This is a genomic window from Frankia torreyi, assembly GCF_000948395.1.
GTDB classification, from domain to species: domain Bacteria; phylum Actinomycetota; class Actinomycetes; order Frankiales; family Frankiaceae; genus Frankia; species Frankia torreyi.
The window spans coordinates 1-23,316 of sequence record NZ_JYFN01000040.1 but is presented as its reverse complement, the minus strand read 5'-3'; the positions used below and the strand labels follow the sequence as shown (position 1 = coordinate 23,316).

At 69.0% G+C, this 23,316-nt stretch carries 17 protein-coding genes and 1 pseudogene; 12 read left to right on the top strand and 6 right to left on the bottom strand.

Features of this window, described 5'->3' with window-relative positions; all coding sequences use genetic code 11:
* The first annotated feature begins 12 nt into the window (after window positions 1-12).
* The 8 genes from FF36_RS21520 (at window position 13) to FF36_RS21485 (ending at window position 11,257) form a co-directional block, all read left to right on the top strand.
* Complete coding sequence (locus FF36_RS21520) at window positions 13-411, top strand: hypothetical protein (protein ID WP_044886948.1); 399 nt, start codon at window positions 13-15, stop codon at window positions 409-411.
* A 910-nt stretch (window positions 412-1,321) separates the two neighbouring features.
* Window positions 1,322-1,411, top strand: coding sequence for a K(+)-transporting ATPase subunit F (gene kdpF, locus FF36_RS32075; protein ID WP_063925324.1), 90 nt, complete (start codon window positions 1,322-1,324; stop codon window positions 1,409-1,411).
* The gene (gene kdpA, locus FF36_RS21515) at window positions 1,412-3,073 is read left to right on the top strand and encodes a potassium-transporting ATPase subunit KdpA (RefSeq protein WP_044886947.1); all 1,662 of its coding nucleotides are present in this window, start codon (window positions 1,412-1,414) and stop codon (window positions 3,071-3,073) included.
* Entirely contained in the window at window positions 3,074-5,251 is a 2,178-nt protein-coding gene (gene kdpB / locus FF36_RS21510) for a potassium-transporting ATPase subunit KdpB (protein WP_044886946.1), read from the top strand.
* 1 nt (window position 5,252) lies between these two features.
* The gene (locus tag FF36_RS21505; RefSeq protein ID WP_044886945.1) at window positions 5,253-6,149 is read left to right on the top strand and encodes a potassium-transporting ATPase subunit C; all 897 of its coding nucleotides are present in this window, start codon (window positions 5,253-5,255) and stop codon (window positions 6,147-6,149) included.
* Window positions 6,150-6,343: 194 nt separating this feature from the next.
* Window positions 6,344-7,993 (top strand): potassium-transporting ATPase subunit KdpA, encoded by a 1,650-nt coding sequence (gene kdpA, locus FF36_RS21495; RefSeq protein WP_242422698.1) that lies wholly within the window; start codon window positions 6,344-6,346, stop codon window positions 7,991-7,993.
* The gene (locus FF36_RS21490; protein WP_044886942.1) at window positions 7,990-10,527 is read left to right on the top strand and encodes an ATP-binding protein; all 2,538 of its coding nucleotides are present in this window, start codon (window positions 7,990-7,992) and stop codon (window positions 10,525-10,527) included. The genes kdpA (FF36_RS21495) and FF36_RS21490 overlap by 4 nt, the downstream gene beginning before the upstream one ends.
* Window positions 10,528-10,558: 31 nt before the next feature.
* Entirely contained in the window at window positions 10,559-11,257 is a 699-nt protein-coding gene (locus FF36_RS21485; RefSeq protein ID WP_044886941.1) for a response regulator, read from the top strand.
* Here FF36_RS21485 and FF36_RS21480 read toward each other — a convergent pair.
* The gene (locus tag FF36_RS21480; protein ID WP_044886940.1) at window positions 11,239-13,815 is read right to left on the bottom strand and encodes a sensor histidine kinase; all 2,577 of its coding nucleotides are present in this window, start codon (window positions 13,813-13,815) and stop codon (window positions 11,239-11,241) included. The genes FF36_RS21485 and FF36_RS21480 overlap by 19 nt on opposite strands.
* A 96-nt stretch (window positions 13,816-13,911) precedes the next feature.
* Window positions 13,912-14,040, bottom strand: a complete 129-nt coding sequence (locus FF36_RS40080) for a hypothetical protein (RefSeq protein WP_255649454.1) — start codon at window positions 14,038-14,040, stop codon at window positions 13,912-13,914.
* A gap of 500 nt (window positions 14,041-14,540) precedes the next feature.
* On the opposite strand from FF36_RS40080, the gene FF36_RS35015 reads away from it, so the two are divergent.
* Entirely contained in the window at window positions 14,541-15,077 is a 537-nt protein-coding gene (locus FF36_RS35015; RefSeq protein WP_128423352.1) for a hypothetical protein, read from the top strand.
* 488 nt (window positions 15,078-15,565) lie between these two features.
* Window positions 15,566-16,291, top strand: a complete 726-nt coding sequence (locus FF36_RS21475; protein ID WP_044886939.1) for a response regulator — start codon at window positions 15,566-15,568, stop codon at window positions 16,289-16,291.
* A 10-nt stretch (window positions 16,292-16,301) separates the two neighbouring features.
* Here FF36_RS21475 and FF36_RS21470 read toward each other — a convergent pair whose 3' ends face one another.
* The 4 genes from FF36_RS21470 to FF36_RS21460 form a co-directional block, all read right to left on the bottom strand.
* Window positions 16,302-17,816 (bottom strand): potassium transporter Kup, encoded by a 1,515-nt coding sequence (locus FF36_RS21470; protein WP_242422697.1) that lies wholly within the window; start codon window positions 17,814-17,816, stop codon window positions 16,302-16,304.
* Window position 17,817: 1 nt separating this feature from the next.
* On the bottom strand, window positions 17,818-18,185 hold a 368-nt coding region (locus FF36_RS38640), incomplete at its 3' end, for a KUP/HAK/KT family potassium transporter (RefSeq protein ID WP_277912959.1).
* Window positions 18,186-18,621: 436 nt separating this feature from the next.
* A complete protein-coding gene (locus FF36_RS21465) occupies window positions 18,622-19,299 on the bottom strand; it encodes an IS6 family transposase (RefSeq protein ID WP_044886938.1) in 678 nt (225 codons plus the stop codon).
* A complete protein-coding gene (locus tag FF36_RS21460) occupies window positions 19,260-20,246 on the bottom strand; it encodes a site-specific integrase (RefSeq protein ID WP_052681278.1) in 987 nt (328 codons plus the stop codon). The genes FF36_RS21465 and FF36_RS21460 overlap by 40 nt, the downstream gene beginning before the upstream one ends.
* A gap of 1,088 nt (window positions 20,247-21,334) precedes the next feature.
* Here FF36_RS21460 and FF36_RS21450 point away from each other — a divergent pair.
* Together FF36_RS21450 and FF36_RS21445 are read left to right on the top strand one after the other, a co-directional pair.
* Window positions 21,335-22,045 carry an IS6 family transposase gene (locus FF36_RS21450; RefSeq protein ID WP_044886936.1) on the top strand — a complete coding sequence of 237 codons (711 nt, stop codon included), beginning with the start codon at window positions 21,335-21,337 and terminating at the stop codon, window positions 22,043-22,045.
* Between the two features lie 721 nt (window positions 22,046-22,766).
* Window positions 22,767-23,194: pseudogene (locus tag FF36_RS21445) on the top strand (DDE-type integrase/transposase/recombinase).
* Window positions 23,195-23,316: the final 122 nt, after the last annotated feature.

The window sequence follows — 23,316 nt, the reverse complement described above, 5'->3', positions numbered from 1 at the left end:
AAGGAGATCGAGATGACTCAGAGCGCCGTCGAGACGACACCGGTACCGGGTTGGCTGCTCGACATCTACCATGACATCGACACCCAGCAGTTCAGCGCCGGTTTCGCCTGCTACGCCGACGATGCCGAGATGTATTTCGGCACAACACACATCCGCGGGGTTGATGCGATCAGGGCGTTCCTGCGCGAGCTCGACACCCCGCTGACCACTCTGCACACCGTGTTCGAGTTCTGGGATCTGGGTGGAGTAAAGATTGTCCGAGGTGAGGCCCTCATCGCCGAGAAGGTCGCGCCGGAGAACGTGTCGACCATGCCCTTCGTTCATTTGTTCTACATGTCTGACGTCGACCCTGCCCTCGTGTGCGTGCACCGGGCCGTTGTCGGCCCGGCGGACACCGACGAATTGACGTGACCGGGCTATTCTTTATAGCTCCCGGGGGTGGTGAACGCGGCCTCACAGTGAGCCTTTCCCGGTAACCGTCCGGTACGCTTCGTGATTCACGGCGATGTGGCCGCGGTGTGGTGGTCAGGTGGTACGGCGGTGCTCGGTGTGGAGGATCACGAGGGNGGCGGCGGCGACCACTTCCCGCTCCTGGCGACCGGCACCGGGAGATCCCCGGCCTGGACTCGTGTCCTCCGATGGACGGGGCTGGCTTGTGGTCGGTGCTGCCGGCCAGCCAGCAGGCGGCGACGGATGTGATCCCTGCCAGGGGCTGGCCGCCGGTCGCCCGAAGAGCCTCGCCTCTGAGCCGAGATCGCCACGTGACGGCTGGCTGCTCGTAGCGCCTCACACACCGGACTCCTTGTCTCCCGTGCGCCAGTGGAGATCCAGGCCGATGGGTGAAACGTGCTCGACATCACCTCCAAGGCGTGCACAGAGAGACATGGCGCACCTACGGATTCCGACCGGCGCGCTATCGGTGTTAATGAGCCGTTGACATCTCCGGATAAGGCGTCATTAGAGCGTTAGTATCGCTGGCCGGCCAGCGCCGACAGCTCCATACTTGCGGCTGCCGCCGGATGGGCGGGACGTATGGGAATGGGTGAGCGGGGGTCCGACATTGTCAGCCTTGTCGGTTGACGCGGGACGACTTCCTGCAGTGTCGTGGCCACGAGTATCGCGGCGTCCTCCACGGTGCGCGGAGCTATTTCCGGAGGCTGGGAGTATGGTCTCCCGCGGATTTTCTCCAGGCGTGGCCGCCAATTCCGATATGATCGATCTTGAAAGTCAGGAGTTCTCGCGTGCGTGACATTGTCTTCGTACTGCTGACCCTCGCGGTCTTCGCAGTACTGGCGCTGGTCGTCAGGGCGGTGGAGAAGCTGTGAGCGCCGAGAACGTCGCGGGTCTCGTCATCGCCGTCGTCCTCACCGTCTTCCTGGTGGTGGCCCTGCTGTTTCCGGAGCGTTTCTAGATGGGCACGAATGCCGCGGGCGTCGTCTTCATCGTCTCGATGGTGCTGGCCCTCGCGCTGACCTATCGACCGCTGGGCGACCACATGGCCCGGGTGTACACGAGCAGGAAGCACCTGCGGGTCGAACGGGGTATCTACCGGTTGGTCGGCGTGGACCCGGACGCCGAGCAGCGCTGGGTGGTGTACGCCCGCAGCGTGCTGGCGTTCTCGCTGGTCTCCATCCTGTTCCTCTATCTCTTCCAGCGTGTGCAGAACCACCTGCTGCTGGCGCTGGGATTTCCGGCGGTCAAGCCGGCGCTGGCCTGGAACACGGCGATCAGCTTCACCACCAACACGAACTGGCAGGCGTACTCCGGCGAGTCGACGATGGGCCATCTGGTCCAGATGGCCGGGCTGGGAGTGCAGAACTTCGTCTCCGCCGCGGTGGGTATCGCGGTGGTGATCGCGCTGGTGCGCGGGTTCGCCCGGAAGAACACCGACCAGCTCGGCAACTTCTGGGTCGACCTGGTCCGCACCATCGTGCGGATACTGCTGCCGATCTGCGTGCTGATGGCGATCGTGCTGATCGCCGGCGGCGCGATCCAGAACTTCCACGGAAACCGCTCCGTGACCACCCTGACCGGCGGCAGCCAGTCGATCACCGGCGGGCCGGTCGCCAGCCAGGAGGCCATCAAGGAACTGGGCACGAACGGGGGCGGCTTCTACAACGCCAACTCCGCGCACCCGTTCGAGAACCCCACCACGTGGACGAACTGGCTTGAGATCTACCTGCTGCTCGCGATCGGGTTCTCGTTGCCGCGGACCTTCGGGAAGATGGTCGGCAGCACCCGGCAGGGACTCGCGATCGTCGCGGTGATGGCGGTCCTCGCGCTGGGCAGCCTCGGGGCGAACGAGGCGTTCCAGGCGCTCCATCACGGTACGGTGCCGACGGCGGTCGGGGCGGCTCGGGAGGGTACGGAGACCCGGTTCGGCGTTCCGGACTCGGCGCTGTTCGCCACGGGCACCACGCTGACGTCGACCGGCGCGGTGGACTCGTTCCACGACTCGTACACCAGCCTCGGCGGGGCGACGCTGCTGTTCAACATGATGCTGGGCGAGGTCGCGCCCGGTGGGACGGGATCGGGTCTCTACGGAATGCTGGTCCTCGCCGTGGTCACGGTCTTCGTCGCGGGACTGATGATCGGACGAACACCGGAATACCTCGGGAAGAAGATCGGCAGTCGAGAAATAAAGTTCGCCTCGCTCTACTTCCTGACGACGCCGACGATTGTGCTGGTCGGCACGGGTGTGGCGATGGCTCTGCCGGGTGAACGGGCGGGGATGTTGAACTCGGGCGCGCACGGCCTGTCCGAGGTGCTCTACGCGTTCACCTCCGCCGGCAACAACAACGGGTCGGCATTCGCCGGCATCACGGTGAACACCGACTGGTACAACACCGCGCTCGGGCTCGCGATGGCGTTCGGACGCTTCCTTCCGATGATCTTCGTCCTGGGTCTGGCCGGGTCGCTGGCCCGCCAGCAGCCGGTGCCCGCGACGGCCGGGACGTTGCCGACCCACCGGCCGCAGTTCGCCGGCATGCTGGTCGGCGTCACCGTGATCATCGTCGCCCTCACCTATTTCCCGGCGCTCGCGCTCGGCCCGCTCGCGGAAGGGTTGCACTAGATGTCCACCACGACCATGGCGCAGGCGCCGGCGCCCGCGCCGAACCCGCCGGCGGCTCCACGTCGGGTCTCCGGCGGCCTGCTCGATCCGAAGATGCTGTGGCGGTCGACCCCGGACGCGCTGCGCAAGCTGGACCCGCGCACGCTGTGGCACAACCCGGTCATGTTCATCGTGGAGGTCGGCGCGGTCTTCACGACCGTGCTGGCGATTCGGGACGAGTCCGCGTTCGCCTGGCTGATCGTCGTCTGGCTGTGGCTGACCGTGTTGTTCGCCAATCTCGCCGAAGCCGTCGCCGAGGGTCGCGGCAAGGCCCAGGCGGACGCGCTGCGCCGCACCAAGACCGACACGGTCGCCCGCCGGCTCGCCTCCTGGCAGCCCGGACAGACCGTGGACCCGGCCCTGGTCGAGCCGGTTCCCGCACCCCGGCTGGCGCAGGGCGACCTCGTGGTAGTCGAGGCGGGCGAGTTCATCCCCGGCGACGGCGACGTCGTCGAGGGGATAGCCAGCGTCGACGAGTCGGCCATCACCGGCGAGTCGGCACCGGTGATCCGCGAGTCCGGCGGCGACCGCAGCTCGGTGACCGGCGGCACCCGGGTGCTGTCCGATCAGATCATCGTCAGGATCACGCAGAAGCCGGGCGAGAGCTTCATCGACCGGATGATCGCGCTGGTGGAGGGGGCGAACCGGCAGAAGACCCCCAACGAGATCGCACTCAACATCCTGCTCTCAGCGCTGACGATCATCTTCCTGCTCGCGGTCGCGACCCTGCAGCCGCTCGCGATCTTTTCCAAGGCGCAGTTGCCGGGGGTGCCGGACACCGAGGCCCTCAACGGTGACGGCGTGACCGGAATCGTGATGGTCTCGCTGCTGGTCTGCCTCATCCCGACGACGATCGGCGCGCTGCTGTCCGCGATCGGCATCGCCGGCATGGACCGCCTCGTCCAGCGAAACGTGCTGGCCATGAGCGGGCGGGCGGTCGAGGCGGCCGGCGACGTGAACACCCTCCTGCTTGACAAGACCGGAACGATCACCATCGGGAACCGGGAGGCGCGAGCCTTCATCCCGGTCGGCGGCACCTCCGAGCAGCGGCTGGCCAGCGCGGCCCAGCTGTCCTCGCTCGCGGACGAGACCCCCGAGGGCCGCTCCATCGTCGTCCACGCGAAGAGCACCTACGGCCTGCGCGAACGTGGCCCGGGTGAGCTCCTCCACGCGCGTTTCGTGCCCTTCACCGCCCAGACCCGGATGTCCGGGGTCGATCTCGACGCCTACGGCGGGGACCCTGCCCGGCTGGTGCGCAAGGGCGCCGCGAGTGCCGTGATCAACTGGGCTCGTGAGCTGGGCGGCGTGATCCCCGCCGACCTCGGGGAGACCGTCGACGGCATCTCGGCGTCCGGCGGCACCCCCCTGGTCGTCGCCGAGTCGGTCGAGGGCACGGCCCGCGTCCTCGGCGTCATCCAGCTCAAGGACATCGTCAAGTCCGGCATGCGCGAGCGGTTCGACGAGATGCGCCGGATGGGCATCCGCACCGTGATGATCACAGGGGACAACCCGCTGACCGCCCGGTCGATCGCCGAGGAGGCGGGGGTCGACGACTTCCTCGCGGAGGCCACGCCCGAGGACAAGATGGCGCTGATCAAACGGGAGCAGGCGGGCGGCAAGCTCGTCGCGATGACCGGCGACGGCACCAACGACGCCCCCGCGCTCGCCCAGGCCGACGTCGGGGTGGCGATGAACACGGGCACGTCGGCCGCCAAGGAGGCCGGCAACATGGTCGACCTCGACTCGAACCCGACCAAGCTCATCGAGATCGTCGAGATCGGTAAGCAGCTACTCATCACCCGCGGGGCGCTCACGACCTTCTCGATCGCGAACGACATCGCCAAGTACTTCGCGATCATCCCCGCGATGTTCGCGGCGATCTATCCCGGGCTGGACAAGCTCAACATCATGCGGCTACACAGCCCGGAGTCGGCGATCCTGTCGGCGGTCATCTTCAACGCCCTCGTCATCGTCGCCCTGATCCCGCTGGCGCTGCGCGGCGTCCGCTACACCCCGAGCAGCGCGGCCGCGATGCTGCGCCGCAACCTCTACATCTACGGCGTCGGCGGGCTGGTCATTCCGTTCATCGGGATCAAGCTCATCGACCTCGTCATCCAGTTCATTCCCGGAGCGCGGTGACATGCCATCAACCCGTCTTCCCTCCGTCGTGCGGCAGCATCTCGCCGCGTTCAGGGCACTGCTCGTCCTGACCGTGCTGACCGGAATCGCCTATCCGCTCCTCATCACGGGGGTCGCGCAGCTGCCCGGCCTGAAGGACAGGGCGAACGGTTCGCTGGTCAAGAACGCGGCCGGGCAGGTGGTCGGTTCGTCCGAGATCGGTCAGCTGTTCACCGACGACAAGGGCAACCCGATCCCGAAGTACTTCCAGTCCCGCCCGTCGGCTGCCGGGGACGGCTATGACCCGACGTCGACCTCGGCGTCGAACCTCGGCCCGGAGAGCATCGTCGACGCCTTCGACGACCCGGCCACCAAGGACACCGACGAGAGCAAGCAGAGCCTGCTCACCCAGGTCTGTGCCCGCAGCAAGGCGATCGGCGACACCGAGGGCGTCGATGGACGCCGGCCCTTCTGCACCGCGGCCGGCGTGGGTGCCGTCCTGTCGGTGTTCCGGACCGAAGGCACCACGGGTCCGATCACCCGGGTCGTCAGCATCAACGAGGAATGCCCTGCAACGCCGTTCATGGCCACCTATCAGGGAGTCAAGGTCGAGTGCGCCGAGTATGGCAAGGACTACTCGGCCGGCATCACCGTCCCGATCAAGGGCCCGGGGCGGGGGACGGGCAACCCGGTGCCACCTGACGCGGTCACCGCCTCGGGTAGCGGCCTCGACCCCGACATCTCCCCGGCCTACGCCTACCTCCAGGTGAACAGGGTCGCCAAGGCCCGCGGTCTCGATCCGGCCACGCTCCACCGCTTGGTCCACGACCGCATCGACGGTCGGGCGCTCGGCTTCATGGGCGAACCGACGGTGAACGTGCTCAACCTGAACAGGGCCCTCGACGCGACGTCCAGGTAGCTGTCGGGCCGAGTGGCCGGTGCACGGACCAGGACCCCGTCCCGTGCACCGGTCGGCCACCTCCGCCGCGACCGCGACCGCGACCTCGACCCCGGCCTTGACCTCGAATCCGATCTTGACCTCGAATCCGACCTCACCCGTACCCTGCCTGGAGCCCTCATGACCGGTCGCCACGATGTCACCGGGAGATCGCGGTGAGCGCCTGGCTGCAGGCGGCTGTCGTGCTGGTCGTGCTCGCGGCGGTCCATGTGCCGCTCGGTGACCTGCTTGCCTGCGCCTTCACCTCGTCTCGGCATCTGCGGGCCGAGGCACTGCTCTACCGGGCGATGCGCGTCGATCCGGACGCCGACCAGCGCTGGTCCACCTACGCCGGCTGTGTGCTCGCGTTCTCCGGGATGTCGATCCTGCTGCTCTACGTGCTGCTTCGGGTGCAGGCGCACCTGCCGTTCGCGCTGGGCCATCACGGGATGCCGCCGGCGCAGGCGTGGAACACCGCGGTCTCCTTCGTCACCAACACCTCGTGGCAGTCCTACGCGGGGGAGGGGGCACTCGGGCACCTGACGCAGCTGGCCGGCATCACGGTGCACTCGTTCCTGTCCGCCGCGGTCGGTCTGACGGTGGCGCTGACGCTGATCCGCGGCCTGACCCGCAGCCGGACGGACCGGGTCGGCAACTTCTGGTGCGATCTGGTCCGCGGGGTCGTGCGGGTGCTCCTGCCGCTGTCCGCGGTGTTCGCCGTCGTGCTGCTGGCCGGCGGCGCGGTGCAGAACCTGCACGGATTCCACACGGTGCCGACGCTGGCCGGTCATACTCAGGCCGTTCCCGGTGGCCCGGTCGCCTCCCAGGAGGCGATCAAACTGATGAGCGGCGACGGCGGCGGCTTCTACAACGTCAACTCGGCACATCCGTTCGAGAACCCGAAGGCCTGGACGAACGTCGTCGAGATCATTTTGATGCTGCTCATCCCGTCGGCGATTCCCCGGATGTACGGGCGGATGGTGCGCGACACCCGTCAGGGCTGGCTGCTCCTCGGCGTCGTCGCGGTGCTGTTCACTGCCTCGTTGGCGCTGCTTTCCTGGACCGAGGCGGCGCACCACGGCACCGTCCCGCAGGCCGTCGGCGCCAGTCTGGAAGGCAAGGAGACCCGGTTCGGGCCCGCCGGCACGGCCCTGTTCGCGAATGCCTCGACCGCCAGCGCGGACGGCGCCGTGAACGGCAGCCACGACTCGCTCACCGCCTACGGCGGGGGCGTGACCCTGGTGAACATGCTGCTGGGCGAGGTGAGCCCGGGTGGGGTCGGCTCCGGCCTGTACGGACTCGTCTCGCTCGCGCTGGTGGCCGTCTTCCTCGGCGGCCTCATGATCGGGCGGACACCCGAGTACCTGGGTAAGCAGATCCGAGCGTCGGAGATCCGGCTGGTGGCGCTGATCACCCTCGCGACCCCGGTCGCCGTCCTGGTCGGCACCGGTCTGACGCTGGGTCTGCCGACTCCCCGACGCTCGTTCCTGAACACCGGCGCGCACGGGCTGAGCGAGGGCCTCTACGCGTTCACTTCGGCCGGGAACACCAACGGCAGCGCCTTCGCCGGACTGTCCGCCAACACCGACTTCTACAATGTCGGCCTGGCGCTGGCGATGCTCGTCGGCCGCTACCTGACGATGATCCTCGTCATCGCCCTGGCCGGTTCGCTGGCCCGGCAGAGCCCCGCGTCCGTGACCCGCGGGACGCTGCCGACCCACACACCGATGTTCGCCGCGCTCACCGCCGCCGTGGCGATTCTCGTCGTCGCGATCACCTACCTGCCCGCCCTCGCTCTCGGACCCCTCGCGGAAGGCGGGACATGACCCGGGGCCGGCTACGCGTGTACCTCGGGGCCGCGCCCGGGGTGGGAAAGACCTACGCGATGCTGGCCGAAGCCCATCGACGGGCCCGACGCGGCGCCGACGTTGTTGTCGGCTTCGTGGAGACCCACGGCAGGACGCACACCGCCGAACTCCTCGACGGCCTTGAGGTGATCCCGCGACGCACGCTGGCCTACCGGGACGGGACGTTCTCCGAGATGGACGTGGACGCGGTCCTCGCCCGCCGCCCGCAGGTCGCCCTCGTCGACGAGCTCGCCCACACCACCGTCCCCGGCAGCCGGAACGCCAAGCGCTGGCAGGACGTGGAGGAGCTGCTCGCCGCCGGGATCGACGTGCTGTCGACCGTCAACATCCAGCACCTGGAATCACTGAACGACGTCGTCGAGACGGTGACCGGGATCCGGCAGCAGGAAACCGTCCCCGACGACGTCGTGCGCCGTGCCGACCAGATCGAGCTGGTCGACATGAGTCCGGAGGCGCTGCGGCGCCGGTTGGCACACGGCAACGTGTACCCCTCGGACAGGATCGACGCCGCGCTCGGCAACTACTTCCGGGTCGGGAACCTCACCGCGCTGCGCGAGCTGGCGCTGCTGTGGGTGGCGGGCAAGGTGGACGAGCAGCTGGCGGACTACCGCAGCCAGCATGGCATCTCCCGGCGGTGGGAGGCCCGGGAACGGGTCGTCGTCGCGCTGACCGGCGGCCGCGAAGGGGAAACCCTCATCCGGCGCGCCGCGCGCATCGCCGCCGCGGCGGCCGGCGGGGAGCTGGTCGCCGTCCACGTCACCCGCAGCGACGGGCTGCTGCCCGCCGATGCCGGGGCGTTGCAGCATCAACGCGAACTGGCCGAAAGCCTCGGCGGCAGCTACCACCAGGTCGTCGGCCAGAGTGTTCCCGACGCACTTCTCGACTTCGCCCGCGGCGTCAATGCCAGTCAGCTCATCCTCGGCGTGAGCCGGCGAACCTGGCTGGGGACTCTGTTCGGTGGGCGGGGCGTGGCCGCGGAGGTCGCCCGCCGCGCCGAGGAGATCGACGTCCACATGGTGTCGCACGAGGCGGCCGGCAAGGGACGCCGACTGTCCGAGATCGGCAGTCATCTGACCCTGCGTCGCCGGCTTGCCGGGGTCGCGCTGGCCGGTGCCGGTCTGCCAGCCCTGAGCGCGGTCCTGACCCAGCTCCGAGGGAGCCTGGGTCTGGCCAGCGACCTGCTGCTGTACCAGCTGGTGATACTCGCCGTCGCTCTCGTCGGCGGGCTCTACCCCGCGGTGGTCTGCGCGGTCGGCGCGGGCCTGCTCGCCGACTGGTTGTTCATCCCACCTGTGCACTCGCTGTTCGTCCGCAGTGCGGAGAACGTCGTCGCGCTCACCGTCTTCCTCGTCATCGCCCTGGCCGTCAGCGGGGTCGTCGAGATCGCCGCCCGCCACATCGCCGAGGCCGCCCGGGCGCGGGCCGAGGCAGCGACCCTGGCGACCCTGTCGGGCAGCCTCGTCGCGGGGGAGGACGCCCTACCCGCCCTGCTCAACCGCGTCCGCGAGACCTTCGCCGTGACGTCGGCGACGCTGCTCGAGCGGCACGAGACCGCGTTGACCCACGCCTCGGACAGCTGGACCATCATCGGCGTGAGTGGATCACCGCCATGCCCGGAACCGGACGAGGCCGACACCGCGGTGCCGATCCGCCCGGACCTCACCCTGGCTGTGTCCGGCCGGGTGCTGCCCGCCGCGGACCGCCGCGTCCTCGCCGCGTTCGCTGCCCAGGCCGCCATCGCGCTGGAACACCGCCGGCTGTCGGCGCAGGCCGCGGACGCCGCCACCCTCGCCGCGACCAACCACGTCCGCGCCGGGCTACTCGCCGCCGTCAGCCACGACCTGCGCACCCCGCTGTCCGCGGCCAAGGCCGCTGTCTCCGGCCTGCGGTCCGCGGATGTCGAATGGACCCTGGCCGACCGGGCAGAGCTGCTCGCCACCGCCGAGGAGTCGCTGGATCGCCTCATCCGACTGGTGGAAAATCTGCTCGACGTGAGCCGGCTGCACGCCGGAGCACTCCAGATCTCCCCTGCGCCCGCCGGCCTCGACGACGTCGTCGCGCTCGCTCTCGACCAGCTCGGCGCGGCGGCCGGCACGGTACGGGTCCGGATTCCCGACGCCCTCCCCGAGGTGTCCGTCGACCCCGCTCTGCTCGAACGAGTGATCGCCAACCTGACGGCGAACGCGCTGCAGCACGCCCCGGCCGGTCAGCCTCCTCTCATCACCGCGAGCGCGATCGGAGACCGCGTCGAACTACGGGTCATCGACACGGGTCCGGGCATCCCGGAAAGTGACCGTGAGCGTGTCTTCATGCCGTTCCAGCGCCTCGGTGACCGGGACAACACGACCGGTGTGGGCCTCGGCCTCGCGCTGTCCCGTGGCGTCGTCGAAGCGATGGCCGGGACCCTCACCCCTGAGGAGACCCCCGGCGGGGGTCTCACCATGGTGCTCGCCCTGCCCACCGTCCCGGACCGTTCGAGTCGGCCGGAGTGAAAACCATGATCGTCAACCTCGGTGTCGCCCCATGACCCGGGTCCTCGTGGTCGATGACGACCCGCGGATCCTGCGGGCGCTCGGCATCACCCTGCAGGCCCGCGGTTACCAGGTCACCACCTCCACCCGCGGCCGCGCGGCCCTCGTCGCCGCGGCCGAGCTGGAGCCCGACATCATCCTGCTCGACCTCGGCCTGCCCGACCTCGACGGCACCGACGTCATCCATGCCCTGCGCGGTTGGACCGCCACCCCCATCGTCGTCCTGTCCGGCCGGGCCGGCAGCGACGACCAGATCGCCGCGCTCGACGCCGGCGCCGACGACTACGTCACCAAACCCTTCCGGGTCGACGAACTCCTCGCCCGGCTGCGCGCCGTCGCCCGTCGTACTCCGGTGCCGACCGAGCCGTGCGTTGTCGAGCTGGGCGACTATGTGATCGACCTGGATGCCCGGCGAGTCCGCCGCAATCCCGCCGCCGCGCACCAGTCGGGCGGCGGTGACCTGCGGCTCACCCCGACGGAGTGGCATCTACTCGACATCCTGCTTCGAAACCCCGAGAAGCTGCTCACCTACCGCCAGCTGCTTCCCCGCACCGGTGGACCCTCGCCCAAGGAACAGAGCCACTATCTACGCCAGTACATCGGCCGACTGCGCCGGAAGCTCGAACCGGACCCGGCCCGGCCGCGCCATCTCATCACCGAGCCCGGCGTGGGTTACCGGTTCCAACCGTGACGCTCGCCGGCGGCCGGGACCTCGGCGGCGGGCAGCGTCACCACCATGGTCAGGCCGCCGCCAGGGGTGTCCTCCGGTATCAGGGTGCCCCCCATCGCCTCGGTCAGACCGCGGGACAGCGCGAGACCCAGGCCGACGCCGATCTCGTTGTCCGTGTCGCCGAGTCGCTGGAACGGTGTGAACACCTGGTCACGATGCTCTCTTGGCAAGCCTGGTCCCCGGTCGACGACCCGCAGTTCGATCCGGTCGCCGAGCGCACTGGCCGCAATCAGCGGCGGTTGATCAGGGGGCGAGAAGCGGATCGCGTTGGCGACCAGGTTCGCCAGGACCCGCTCCAGCAGCGCCGGGTCGGCGTATGCGGAGGGGAGATCGTCAGAAACCTGCACCGCCACGCCGCGAGCCGCCGGCTCAAGGTCCTTCAACACGCCGGGAATCACGTCGTCCAGGCCGACGGGGCCGGGGAACACGCTGAGCCGCCCGGCCTGAAGCCGGCTCATGTCCAGCAGGTTCTCCACCAGCCGGGTGAGGCGCTCCAACGATTCATCCGTCAGGGCCAGCAGCTCCGTCCGCTCGTCGTCGGTCAATGTCACGTCGTCGCTGCGCAGGTTCGCGACGGCCGCCGAGGCCGAGGCGAGCGGGCTGCGCAGGTCGTGGCTGACGGCGGCAAGCAGGGCCGTGCGGGTGCGGTCCACCTCGGCGAGCGGCTTCGCCTCCGCCGCCTCCGCCGCCAGCCGGCGCTGCTCAAGCGCAACGGCTGCCTGCGCGGCGAAGGCGATGAGGACCCGGCGGTCCGCCGCCGCCAGCGGACGTCCCCGCAGCGCCAACGCGAGGCTCTCGCCCACCGGAAGGACCGTGTCGGCCTCCTCCGGTCGGCGGCACGGATCGGGGCCGACACCGTCGACCACCTGCCAACCGCCCCGGTCGGACTCCCCGCCCGGCGGGATCGGCCCGCGAACACCCTCGGTTGCGCGTTCGAGCAGCGCGACCGACGACATCCCGAACGCCTCCCGCACCCGCTCGAGCAGCGCCGGCAACGCCCGCTCGCCGCGCAGCACACTGCCGGCCAACGTCGAGAGCATCTCCGCCTCGCCGGATGCCCGAACTGCCTGGCTGGTCTGCCGGGCGGCAAGATCGACCACACCGCTCACCATCGCCGCGACCGCCAGGAACACCAGCAACGCGAGCAGGTTGTTGCGTTCCGCGATGGTGAGCTGATGCATCGGCGGGACCAAGTAGTAGTCCAACAACAACGAGCCGCCCACCGCGGCGAGCGACGCCGGCAGCAGGCCGCCCACCAGCGCGACCGCGACGACCACGACCAGGAAGGCCAGCGCGTCGCTGGTCAGGTTGAGCGTGGTCCGCGCGGCGGCGAGCAGGAGCGTCAGCAGCGGCAGGAGCACGACCGCGACCAGCACACCGGCGAGCCGCCTGCGAACGGTCAACCCGCGGGTCGGGCGAGGCAGCCGCCGTCCGCTCGCCACCTGCTCGTGGGTGACCGTGAGCACGTCGATCGGACCCGACATCGCGGTCGTGGTGACCCCGATGCCCGGATCCAGCATGTGCGCGAGCCGACCACGGCGGCTCGCGCCGAGGACCAGCAGCGTGGCGTTCTCCGCCCGGGCGAAGTCCAACAACGCCGTCGGAACGTCCTCCCCGACCACCTGGTGGTAGCTGCCGTTACCCAGACCCTCCAGCAGGGCCCGCTGCCTGGCCAAGTGCGCCGACGACGCGCCCGTCAGCCCGTCCGACCGGGTGACGTGGACGGCGAGCAGGTCCGCACCCTTCATCCGGTCCGCGATCCGCGCTGCCCGGCGGATCAGCGTCCCGCCCTCGGGACCGCCCGTCAGCGCGACGACCACCCGCTCCCGGGTCTCCCACAGCCCGGTGATCCCATGGTCGGCACGGTAACGATCGAGCTGGTCGTCTACCTTGTCCGCCAGCCACAGCAACGCCAACTCGCGCAGCGCGGTGAGGTTACCGACGCGGAAGTAGTTGCCGAGTGCGGCATCGATCTTCTCCGGGCTGTAGACGTTGCCGTGCGCCAGCCGGCGCCGCAACGCCTCCGGCGTCATGTCGACCAGTTCCACCTGCTCCGCGGCACGCACCACCGCGTCCGGCACGGTCTCCCGCTGCGCGACCCCTGTGATTGTCTCGACGACGTCGTTGAGTGACTCCAGATGCTGGATGTTCAACGTCGACAGCACGTCGATGCCCGCGTCCAACAGCTCGGCGACGTCCTGCCAACGTTTCTCGTTCCGGCCTTCCGGGACGTTCGTATGGGCCAGCTCGTCGATGAGTACCACCGCCGGCTTCCGCGCCACGATCGCGTCCACGTCCATCTCGCTGAACGTGGCGCCCCGGTACTGCACCGTCCGGCGCGGCACGACCTCCAGCCCGTCGACCAGTGCGGCGGTCCGTGGCCGGCCGTGGGTCTCGATCAGGCCGACGACCACATCCGTACCGCGGTCCCTACGTCGATGGGCCTCGCACAGCATGTCGAAAGTCTTGCCCACTCCCGGGGCCGCCCCGAGGTAGATCCGCAACCTGCCACGCGTCATACGGTCCAGTCTCCGCGCCCGAGCCGCTGGACACGAACCCACCGGCGCGAGACGAAACCAGCCGGACGGATGGCCGAACGGGCTGTCATGGAGCGGCTACCACCACCCTCGTCGCCTGGCCCACCGCAGCAGGCCGGCGGACATGGCCACCATCACCATCACCATCACCACCAGGACCGCCACCAGCGGCACGACCTTCGTGCGGTCGTTGACGATGACGTTCATCCCCGGATCGGTCGAGCAGGCCCGCGAGCGCCTCGACGGGATGCTCCTCGACACCCCCGCCGACAATCAGCCGAACATCCATCGACATCTCTCCCTTCCGGCACCCACCGGCGGGAGCGGTACTGACTGTCGTCTTCGCGTGTGTGGCGGTGGTTGGTATGGAACTGGGTGAGATGGACCGGGTGTGGACGGTTCTCGCCCGCGACACCGGCCTGCGAGCCGGGCAGGGAGAGCTCAGGGAGAGCCCCCGGGGAAGTCTTCCGCCGATCGCAAGGACGCCTGCGTCAAAGAGCTGTGATTATGCGCCGTCAGGGCGTCAACGTGCCGTGAGGTCCCGCCCACCATGCCGGCCGAGGGAGCAAGGTGGACTAGATCTGCTCTGGTGTATGCGCCCGGGAGACACAACCACCGTCGACCGGCCGTCGGGACAGGCAGCAGAAACTCGATGCCCGGAGGTCATGGTGCCGAGGTCAGCACGGCGGGGTCAGGAATGTCGGTCATTGATCCTGCCCTGGGAGTTCGCGTTCTTTGTCGGCTTCTCCGGTCTCCTGGCCCTTGCCGCCATCTTCGTCTCGTTCCCGCCCGGCTCACCGGTTGGGATCGGGGTCCTGCTCGCCTTCACCGCCGCAACGGGATGGTGGACCACCATCCCAGCCGGCTGCTCGGTCGGTGCCATGGCCTGGCCGTTCTATCTGGGATTCGTCATCCATACCGAGGGTGACCTCGGTGTTCACCGACCAGCCGACCTCCTTGTCCTCGCCGCGCTGGCCGCCGTGGGCGCCGGCGCCGCCGCGCTCCGCGCGTTGCTGAGCCGGCGATCGGGAACCAGGTGGGCGAGCCGTGCAATCTCGGAGCCGGCTCAGCCCGAAATGCTGATGATTTTGATCGTTCCGGCTTCCTCCCAGGGATTGCCGGGACGATCTACCCAGGTACCGGACACGTCTGCGACAGCGTTGCCCGTCCCCTCGTCCGCATCGTTGTCCCCGACGGACACGCGACCACATCGAGGCCCCTGCCATCCGACGATTACCCGGTGAACATCGTCATGCGGTCGACCGAACGGGTCAGCCACCTGCTCATCGGAGCCACGCCGACGGTGTGAGGCAGCACGGCCACTCTCGATCACTCCCATTCTCACCGCGACCAACGCGTCGACGGCTTCCTGGCGACTCGCGGGCAGCACGGGCACCTGGTCCCGCACCGTCGGACAGGCAACAGGCTGCCGTGACATGAGCGCCGTCAGCGGTGTGTTAGAAACGGCCCGATCTCCGTTAGCATTCCGTCAATGATCGCGAATTCCGGGGTCTGGTGCGGTTGACTCTGAGGTCAGTCAGAGACAATCGTCGACGTGAGGGCGTTTGCCATGGACACCAAGGTTCGGGTGCCGCCCCGTTCTGGCCGGGCCCACCCGACGGTCCGTCGGTGACATTCTCGCCAACCACCCGGATCGTCTCAGCCCCGTGGGGCCGGCACGCTGATCCAGGTGTCCGGCGGCTGGTGCGCGGTGCGAGGGGATGGGGCTCACGTGAGTCGTCTGCTGTTCGTTGAGGACGAGCCGCAGCTGTTGCGGGCAATGCGAATCACTCTGCGTTCCCAGGGATTCGAGGTACATACGGCGGCAGATGGCCGTCATGCCCTGTCGGAGGCGGCCGCCTGGCCCCCCGACCTGGTCGTACTAGACCTCGGCCTGCCCGATATGGACGGAGTTGAGGTTATCCGCGGACTGCGGGGGTGGAGCGGCGTCCCGATCATCGTGCTGTCCGGCCGGGTCTCGGGTCAAGACAAGGTGGCAGCGCTCGACGCGGGTGCCGACGACTACGTGACGAAGCCGTTCTCGATCGGCGAGCTGCTGGCACGAATTCGGGCCGTGACGCGTCGTGCGGCCGGCGCGGAATCGGTGCCGGTTGTCGAGCTGGGTCGGTACCGGATCGACCTCGCGGAAAGAAGGATCAGTCTGCGAGACGGTATCGGGGATGTCTCCCCGGAGGGGCCGGCGGTGGCCGGAGACGGGCCGGCCGGTCTGCGTCTCACTCCGACGGAATGGCGATTGTTGGAAGCCCTTGCCTGCCGTCCCGGCAGGCTCGTCAGTCACCGACAGCTTGTGCGGCAGGTGTGGGGACCTGGAATAGCCGAGGACAGCTCCTCCCTTCGACTTTATATCAACAAGTTGCGCCGCAAGCTCGAACCCGATCCTGCCCGGCCCCGTTACCTGACCACCGAACCCGGCATGGGTTACCGCTACCAGCCGTGACCGTCATCGGCTAGATCTCGATGTGTGAGCCCATGATGACGGTGCGGTCGCCCGGGAGGCCGAAGTGTTGGGCGGCGTCTGCGGTGATGTGGGACGTGGCGATAAACAGCCGTTTGCGCCAGCGGGCCATGGTCGGCGTGTCCCCGGTCCTGAGCTCGATCTTGGACAGATAGAAGGACGCGTGGTCCAGGTCCAGCCGGCCCTCGGTGGTGTCCGGGTCGAGCATCCGCAGAGCGCCCAGCACGTCCGGTTTCTCCATGTAGCCGAACCGGGCGGTGACGTGGCTGATGCCATCGTCGGCGTAGCCGAGGTCGTCCACGGCGATCCGCTGGTTCGCGGGGGCGCGAGGCACCGGCAGGGTCTCGACGGACAGGATCAGTACATGGTCGTGGCGCACGTGGTTGTGCTCGACGTTGGCCCGCAGCGCCAGCGGCGCGGTCTGCTTGCCCCGGTTGAGGAACACCGCCGTGCCCCGCACCCGAACCGCGCGGAACGTGTTGGTGCGCAGGTGGTCGACGAACTCGCGCAGCGATCCCTCGCGCCGTTGCCGCTGCGCGGTGACGATCTGTCGGCCGCGCTGCCAGGTCGTCATGACCGTGAACGCCGTCAGGGCGATGAGCAGCGGCAGCCACGCGCCGTGGACGAGTTTGGTCAGGTTGGCCGCGACGAACAGGAGATCGACCGACAGCAGCACGCTCGCCCCCAGTCCGAGCAGCCATCCCGGCGTGTGCCACTTCCACCGGGCGAGGTAGAAGAACATCAGGGTGGTGATGGTGATGGTCCCCGTCACCGCCATGCCGAACGCGAACGCGAGGGCCGCGGAGCTGCGGAAGGCGAAGACCAGGGTGAGTACCGAGATCATCAGTAGCCAGTTGATCCACGGGACGTAGACCTGCCCGATCGTGGACTCCGAGGTGTGAGTGACCCGCAGCCGAGGCAGGTAGCCGAGTTCCGCAGCCTGGGAGGCGACCGAGTAGGCCCCGGTGATCACCGCCTGGGAAGCGATCACGGTTGCGGCGGTGGCCAGCAGGACGAGGGGCAGCCGCGCCCATCCTGGTGCCAGGAGGAAGAACGGGCTGCTGACGGTGTTCGGGTTTCCCAGGATCAGCGCCCCCTGACCAAGGTAGCTGAGCGCACACGCGGGAAAAACCAGGAACAGCCAGGCCCGGCTGATCGCCGGGCGACCGAAGTGCCCCATGTCGGCGTACAACGCCTCGGCGCCGGTGACCGCCAGCACGACCGCCGCGAGAGCGAAGAACGCGGTACCGAAATGGTGGACCAGGAAACTGCCCGCACAGGTTGGCGACAGTGCCCGGAGGATGGCCGGGTGCCGGACGATGCCGGACACCCCGAACGCGCCGATGGCGACAAACCACACGATCATCACGGGTCCGAATATCCGGCCGACCGCGGCGGTGCCCCACCGCTGCACGAGGAACAGCACCACAATGATCACTGCGGTGATCGGCACAACCACCTCCTTCAGTGACGGACGCAGCACCTTGACGCCCTCCACGGCGGACAGNACCGAAATGGCCGGAGTGATCATGCTGTCGCCGAAGAACAGCGCCGCGCCGAAAAGGCCCAGGGCGGCCAGTACCGCGGTGGTCCGCGGGCCCCGTTGCGTTCCTAGCCGGCGCAGCAGGGTGATCAGCGCCATGATGCCGCCCTCGCCGTCGTTGTCGGCGCGCATCGCCAGCAGCACATAGGTGACCGTCACAATGATCATCACTGACCAGAACACCAGGGACACCACGCCGAACACGTTGTCCGTACCGACGGGGACGGGATGTGGGTCGCTCGGGTTGAACACGGTCTGCAGGGTGTAGATCGGGCTGGTTCCGATGTCGCCGAACACGACACCGAGCGCGCCGACGACCAGCGCGAGCCGCACCACCTCACGCGACTGCGGACCGTGGGGCGCCGACGTCACCGCCGATCCGGCGGGCGGTGCCGTCCGCCGCTGCCGATCCGTCACGACACCCCTCCCGAGCACCTGCGACCGCACGCCGGAAGCCCAGCGCCCCCACCGGACAGTACCGCCGTGACCTCGACGACCCCCGAGTGGAGTCCACGGACATCGTGTACTGAGTGTGCTGGTCCAGCAACTCGCCGGAGTGGCGGTCCGTGACGTAAAGCGACCACCGCGTGATCCTTTTCGAGAACAGCGAAGAACTCGAGGAAGAGGAGGAAACGCGATGGCCGTGCGTCCGACTGCGACTGACGCCGAGAGGTTCGGTAGGGCCCTCCTGCGCGGAGCCGGAGGTGTTCGGGCGACACTGTTGCATTACGGGGAAGCTGGACATGCCAGCGGCTGGGGCGAGCGCCGGTCAAACGGCTGCGGCGAGTTCGGTGAACGCGGCTGCCAGTCGCAGCGGCGGGTGGGCGTCGATGGCGAGTTCATAGTGGCCGCGGCGGATGTTCTGGATCAGGGCGTGTCCGGCGCTGACGGTCTGGACCGAGCGCAGCCGTTTCAGCCCGCGCCTAGGCCGCAGCCGTGCTTTCAACCGGCCGTGGTCGGCTTCGATCCGGTTGTTCTCCCGGGCGGCGTCGACGTGGCAGGCCTTCGGGAGCAGCTCGTCGAGGACCCGCGGGTAAACGGCGGCCTTGTCGGTGGTGACCTCGACCGGTCGAGGGCCATGAGACAGCGCCCGGGTGAAGAAGCGGCGGGCGGCGGTGTGGTCGCGTCGTTCGCTGGCGAAGACGTCGATGACCTGTCCGTGCTGGTCAACGGCACGGTACAGGTAGGTCCAGCGGCCGGCGACCTTCACATACGTCTCATCCACGAACCACCTGTCGTCCGGCCGATGCCGACACGGCCTGGCCGCCTCGGCAAGCAGGGGTACGAAGCGCTGCACCCACCGGTAGACAGTCACGTGATCAACTTCGAGGCCGCGTTCCGCGAGCAGCTCCTCGACATCCCGGTACGACAACGCGAACCGCAGATACCACCGCACCGCCAGGACGATCACCTCCGGCGGGAACCGGAACCCCGCGAACTCCGACACCGGAACCGGCGGACAGCCACGACGTCGACGCATCCCTCGATCATGACCGATCGACGGCCGCTGGACAGCGGACTCCGCCGATGCAACAGAGCCGTGGTGACCGGGTGGTAGCCGAGGGCCTGAGCAACGACCGGGGCCGGTGCTTGCAGGACGAGTTGGCGAAGCGCGGCGGTGCGTGCGGCCTGGTTCGGGATCCCAAGCGCGCGGATGTGGTCGAGCAGGCTGCCAGGGTGTATCGGTTGGCCGGCGCGGCGGCCGGGGAACAGCCAGCGGCTGTCTGGGTTCGTGGCGGTGTTCATGTTGCTCCGCTGGGCTGCGGCGGCCAGGAGGAGCGCGGCGAACGGTTTGGGCACCGGGACGGGCGGGTCGCCGAGCCGCAGCAGGACCTCGTCGCCGTCGTGGGTGATGTCGTCGATGGTGAGGCGCACAATCCGGCTGGCGGGCTGGGCGTAGAGCAGCATCAGGCAGGCCGCCGCGCGGGTCGCGGCCGACCCGGTCACGCTGGTCAGGACGGCTTTCACCAGGTCGAGGCGGGCGCGCTGGGTGAGCGGCTCGGCGCGCGGGATCCGAAGGTGGGGCAGGTCTCGGCGGGGCAGCTGGCCGCTGCTCATCGCCCAGGTCAGGAACGCCCGCAGGGAGCGTTTCGCGTGGTCGAGGTGGGTGGCGTGCCAGTCGTCGACGTCAGCCTGGGTCACGGCCTCCGGGGTCCGACCGCGCTCATCAACCCAGGCCAGGAAGAGCCGGGCCTGGGTGAACTGCTCGGCCGCCGCCCTGCGGATGTGCGTGGTCAGCGGGCGCGCCGCCGCCCGGCGACGGAGCCGGGGAAGCTGCGACCAGGTCGCGAACTGGCGCAGCAACCGGGCGTGGGGCTGGCCGTCGAGCTCGGCCAACTGGCGGTGGAGCCAGGTCTCGTGGTGCAACAGCTGCTTGGCGCCCCTGACAGTCACGGCCTGTGCCTGGATCCGGGGTGGACGGGGTCGCGGCCGCCGGCGGAGGGTCGCGCCGGCGCGACCGGGGCCGCGACCCGGTGTGGCCGGGATGAGCTGGATTGCCGGGTCCGGGTCGCGGGTCGCGGCGGGCTGGCGGTGTCGCCGGGCCGGGCGCCAGGGGGCGGCCCAGGGCCGGGGATGGCCGCGACCCGTGACCTCCCCGGCGGGCCGGAGCGTCCCGGCCGGCCCGGCGGAATGCGCGGCGATCCTGGTCCCGCCGGGCCCGGGCGGTGTGCACCATGGCGGCGCCGGTGAGGTCCTGGCGGTCGCGCCCGGTGGCATCTGGGCCGGCACGGCGGGCCCGACCAGGNGACGCCGGGNGGGTGTCCGTGGAGACGGGGGCCGGGCGCTACGGGCCGCCGGGACGGCTGTGCCCGAAACCCTCCCGCTCATGATCACCACGGCAGCAAGGCAGGCAACTGCTTATAAAACGGGGCGCTGCGGCGCCCTCGTGCGCCGGGGCGGGTGCACGGCCGGCGGGGGNGTCGACCCCGATCCGTGCGGGCAGCGCGCGGTGACGGGCGCGACCCGCACGGACCTACGTGAGGGCACCGCTCTCAGCGGCGCCGAACGCCGGGCCGGTAGACGCCGCCGGGCCGGTAGACCCGGGGCGGTATGTAGACCGCACCAGGCCGGTACACCCGGTGGGGCGCGGTAACGACACCGGGCCGGTAGACCCTGGCGCCTCCCAGGGGCCGTGCCTGCGCGGCCGCTGGGAAGAGCGCGAAAGCCGCGGCAGCGGCAAGAAACAGGGCGAGCATCGACAACGTCCGTTTGAGGATCATGTTCTGCTTCCCGTCGTTGGGTCGCGACTCGTGGAGACGCCGCTGGACACTGGACGGTGGCCACCTCGTCACGACGATGTCACCCATGGGAGGGATTCGATCGCCGCCGGTTACATCATGGGGGNGGGGNGGNGGGCCCGCCACTGGGGTCGGCCCTCGAGGAACAGCGGAACGAAGAGTCCCGGTAGGGGACCGCTCCTGACGGCACTGTTGCATCGGCGAAGTCCGTCGTCTCGGCCATCGCTCAGTCGTCATCAAACGATGCGTCGACGTCGTGTCCGTCCACCGGCTCCGACATCGGAGTTCGTCGGGTTCCGGTTCCTGCCCGAGGTGATCGTGCTGGCGGTCCGCTGGTACCTGCGTTTCGCGCTGTCGTACCGGGACGTCGAGGAGCTGCTCGCGGAACGCGGCCTCAAGGTTGATCACGTAACTGTGTACCGGTGGGTGCAGCGCTTCACGCCCTTGCTCGTCGATGCCGCGCGGCCCTGCTGGCACCGTCCTGGGGACAGGTGGTTCGTCGACGAGACGTACGTCAAGGTCGCCGGGCGCTGGACGTACCTGTACCGGGCGGTTGACCAGCACGGGCAGGTCATCGACGTCCTCGCCAGCACCCGCCGCGACCAGGCCGCGGCCCGAAAGTTCTTCACCGCGGCACTGACCCACGGCCGCCGGCCGGTCGAGATCACCACCGGCAAGGCCCCTGTCCACCCTCGAGTCCTCGACGAGCTACTCCCCGAGGCCTGTCACGTCGATGCCGCGCGGGAGAACAACCGGATCGAAGCCGATCACAGCCGCCTGAAAGCCCGGCTCCGCCCGATGCGCGGACTGAAACGCCTGCGCTCGGTCCAGAGGATCAGCGCAGGTCATGCGCTCGTCCAGAACATCCGCCGCGGCCACGACGAACTCGCCATCGACACCGACCCGCACCTGCGGCTGGCAGCCGCGTTCACCGAGCTCACCCTCACGATCTGATCACCCGATCGGCGGGGTCAACCACGCCCCGCCTTCCCTCAATGCAACAGACCCCTCTCGATCAATGGCCGGAACCGGTTCGATCACAAGATCTGCGCCAGATCCCGATCTCGCCTACGTAATCAGGGCCATCATCGGTGGGGGAGAGCATTATGTCGATGCCATCGATCCGGGCCAGCGGGTGGGGTTCTCCACCGACGGCCTGATTGTTTCCGGTGTGCCAGCACGGTGCGAGGCGTTTCCCTCCCTGTCCGGCGCCTCCGGTTAGGTGCCCGGGCGGTAGGGGGATGGTCCGGCCCCACGGGGGGCTGGACCTCGGCGTCGAAGTTCCCCGTCAGCCCCTTCCCGCCCGCCGACTGCCCAGCTCCTGACGGATCTGGGCGGTCCGACTGTCCGCATGGGTCAAGATAGTCAATTGTGTTGACCTAGCCCCACGGCACAATTTAAATCATGAAACGAGGGGTGGTGACCACCTCGCCGGCGGTCACCGGTCACCTGCCGGCCGAAGGGCAGGAAAGCGGGTGCGCTGGTCAAGGGCGTGGGCGTAGTGGCCGAGTCCCCCCTCGGACACTCTAAGTAATCAAACAGCTACCAAGGGTAGCTGTTTTTTCTTTGGCATGAGTTCCCCGGCACTGTTACACCCGTGGATTCCATCGTCGCGCAGCTGCCCATCAGTCATGATCGAGTAATGGGTCGGGGTGTGGTCCGTCCGCCAATGCCAGTGCCGGAGTTCGTGGGGTTCCGGTTCCCGTCGGAGGCGATCATGCTGGCGGTTCAGTGGTACCTGCGGTGAGCATTGTCGTACCGCGACGTCGAGGAGCTTCTCGCCGAGCGTGGCATCGGCGCCGGCCGGTCGAGGTCGCCACGGACAAGGCACCTGCCTATCCACGGATCCTCGATGAGCTGCTCCCCGAAGCCTGTCACGTCGACGCCGCCAGGAGAACACCCGGATCGAAGCCGATCATGGCCGGCTCAAAGCCCGGCTCCGGCCGATGCACGGGTTGAAACGGCTGCTGTCCGTCCAGACGGTCAGTACCGGGCACGCCCTTGGTCCAAAACATCCGCCGCGGCCACTACGAGCTCGCCGTCGACACCGACACGCGGCTGCGGCTGGCCGCCGCGTTCACCAAACTCGCCGCCGCCGTCTGACCGGCTCGCCATGACCGCTGCCATGCCGGCTCTTCGAAGTTAGGCGGGGTTGAGGCATCCGCGGGCTCGACGGGTGGTTGCGCAGCGTGTTCGTAGGCGCTGGTTGGTGGGGTTGCGGTATC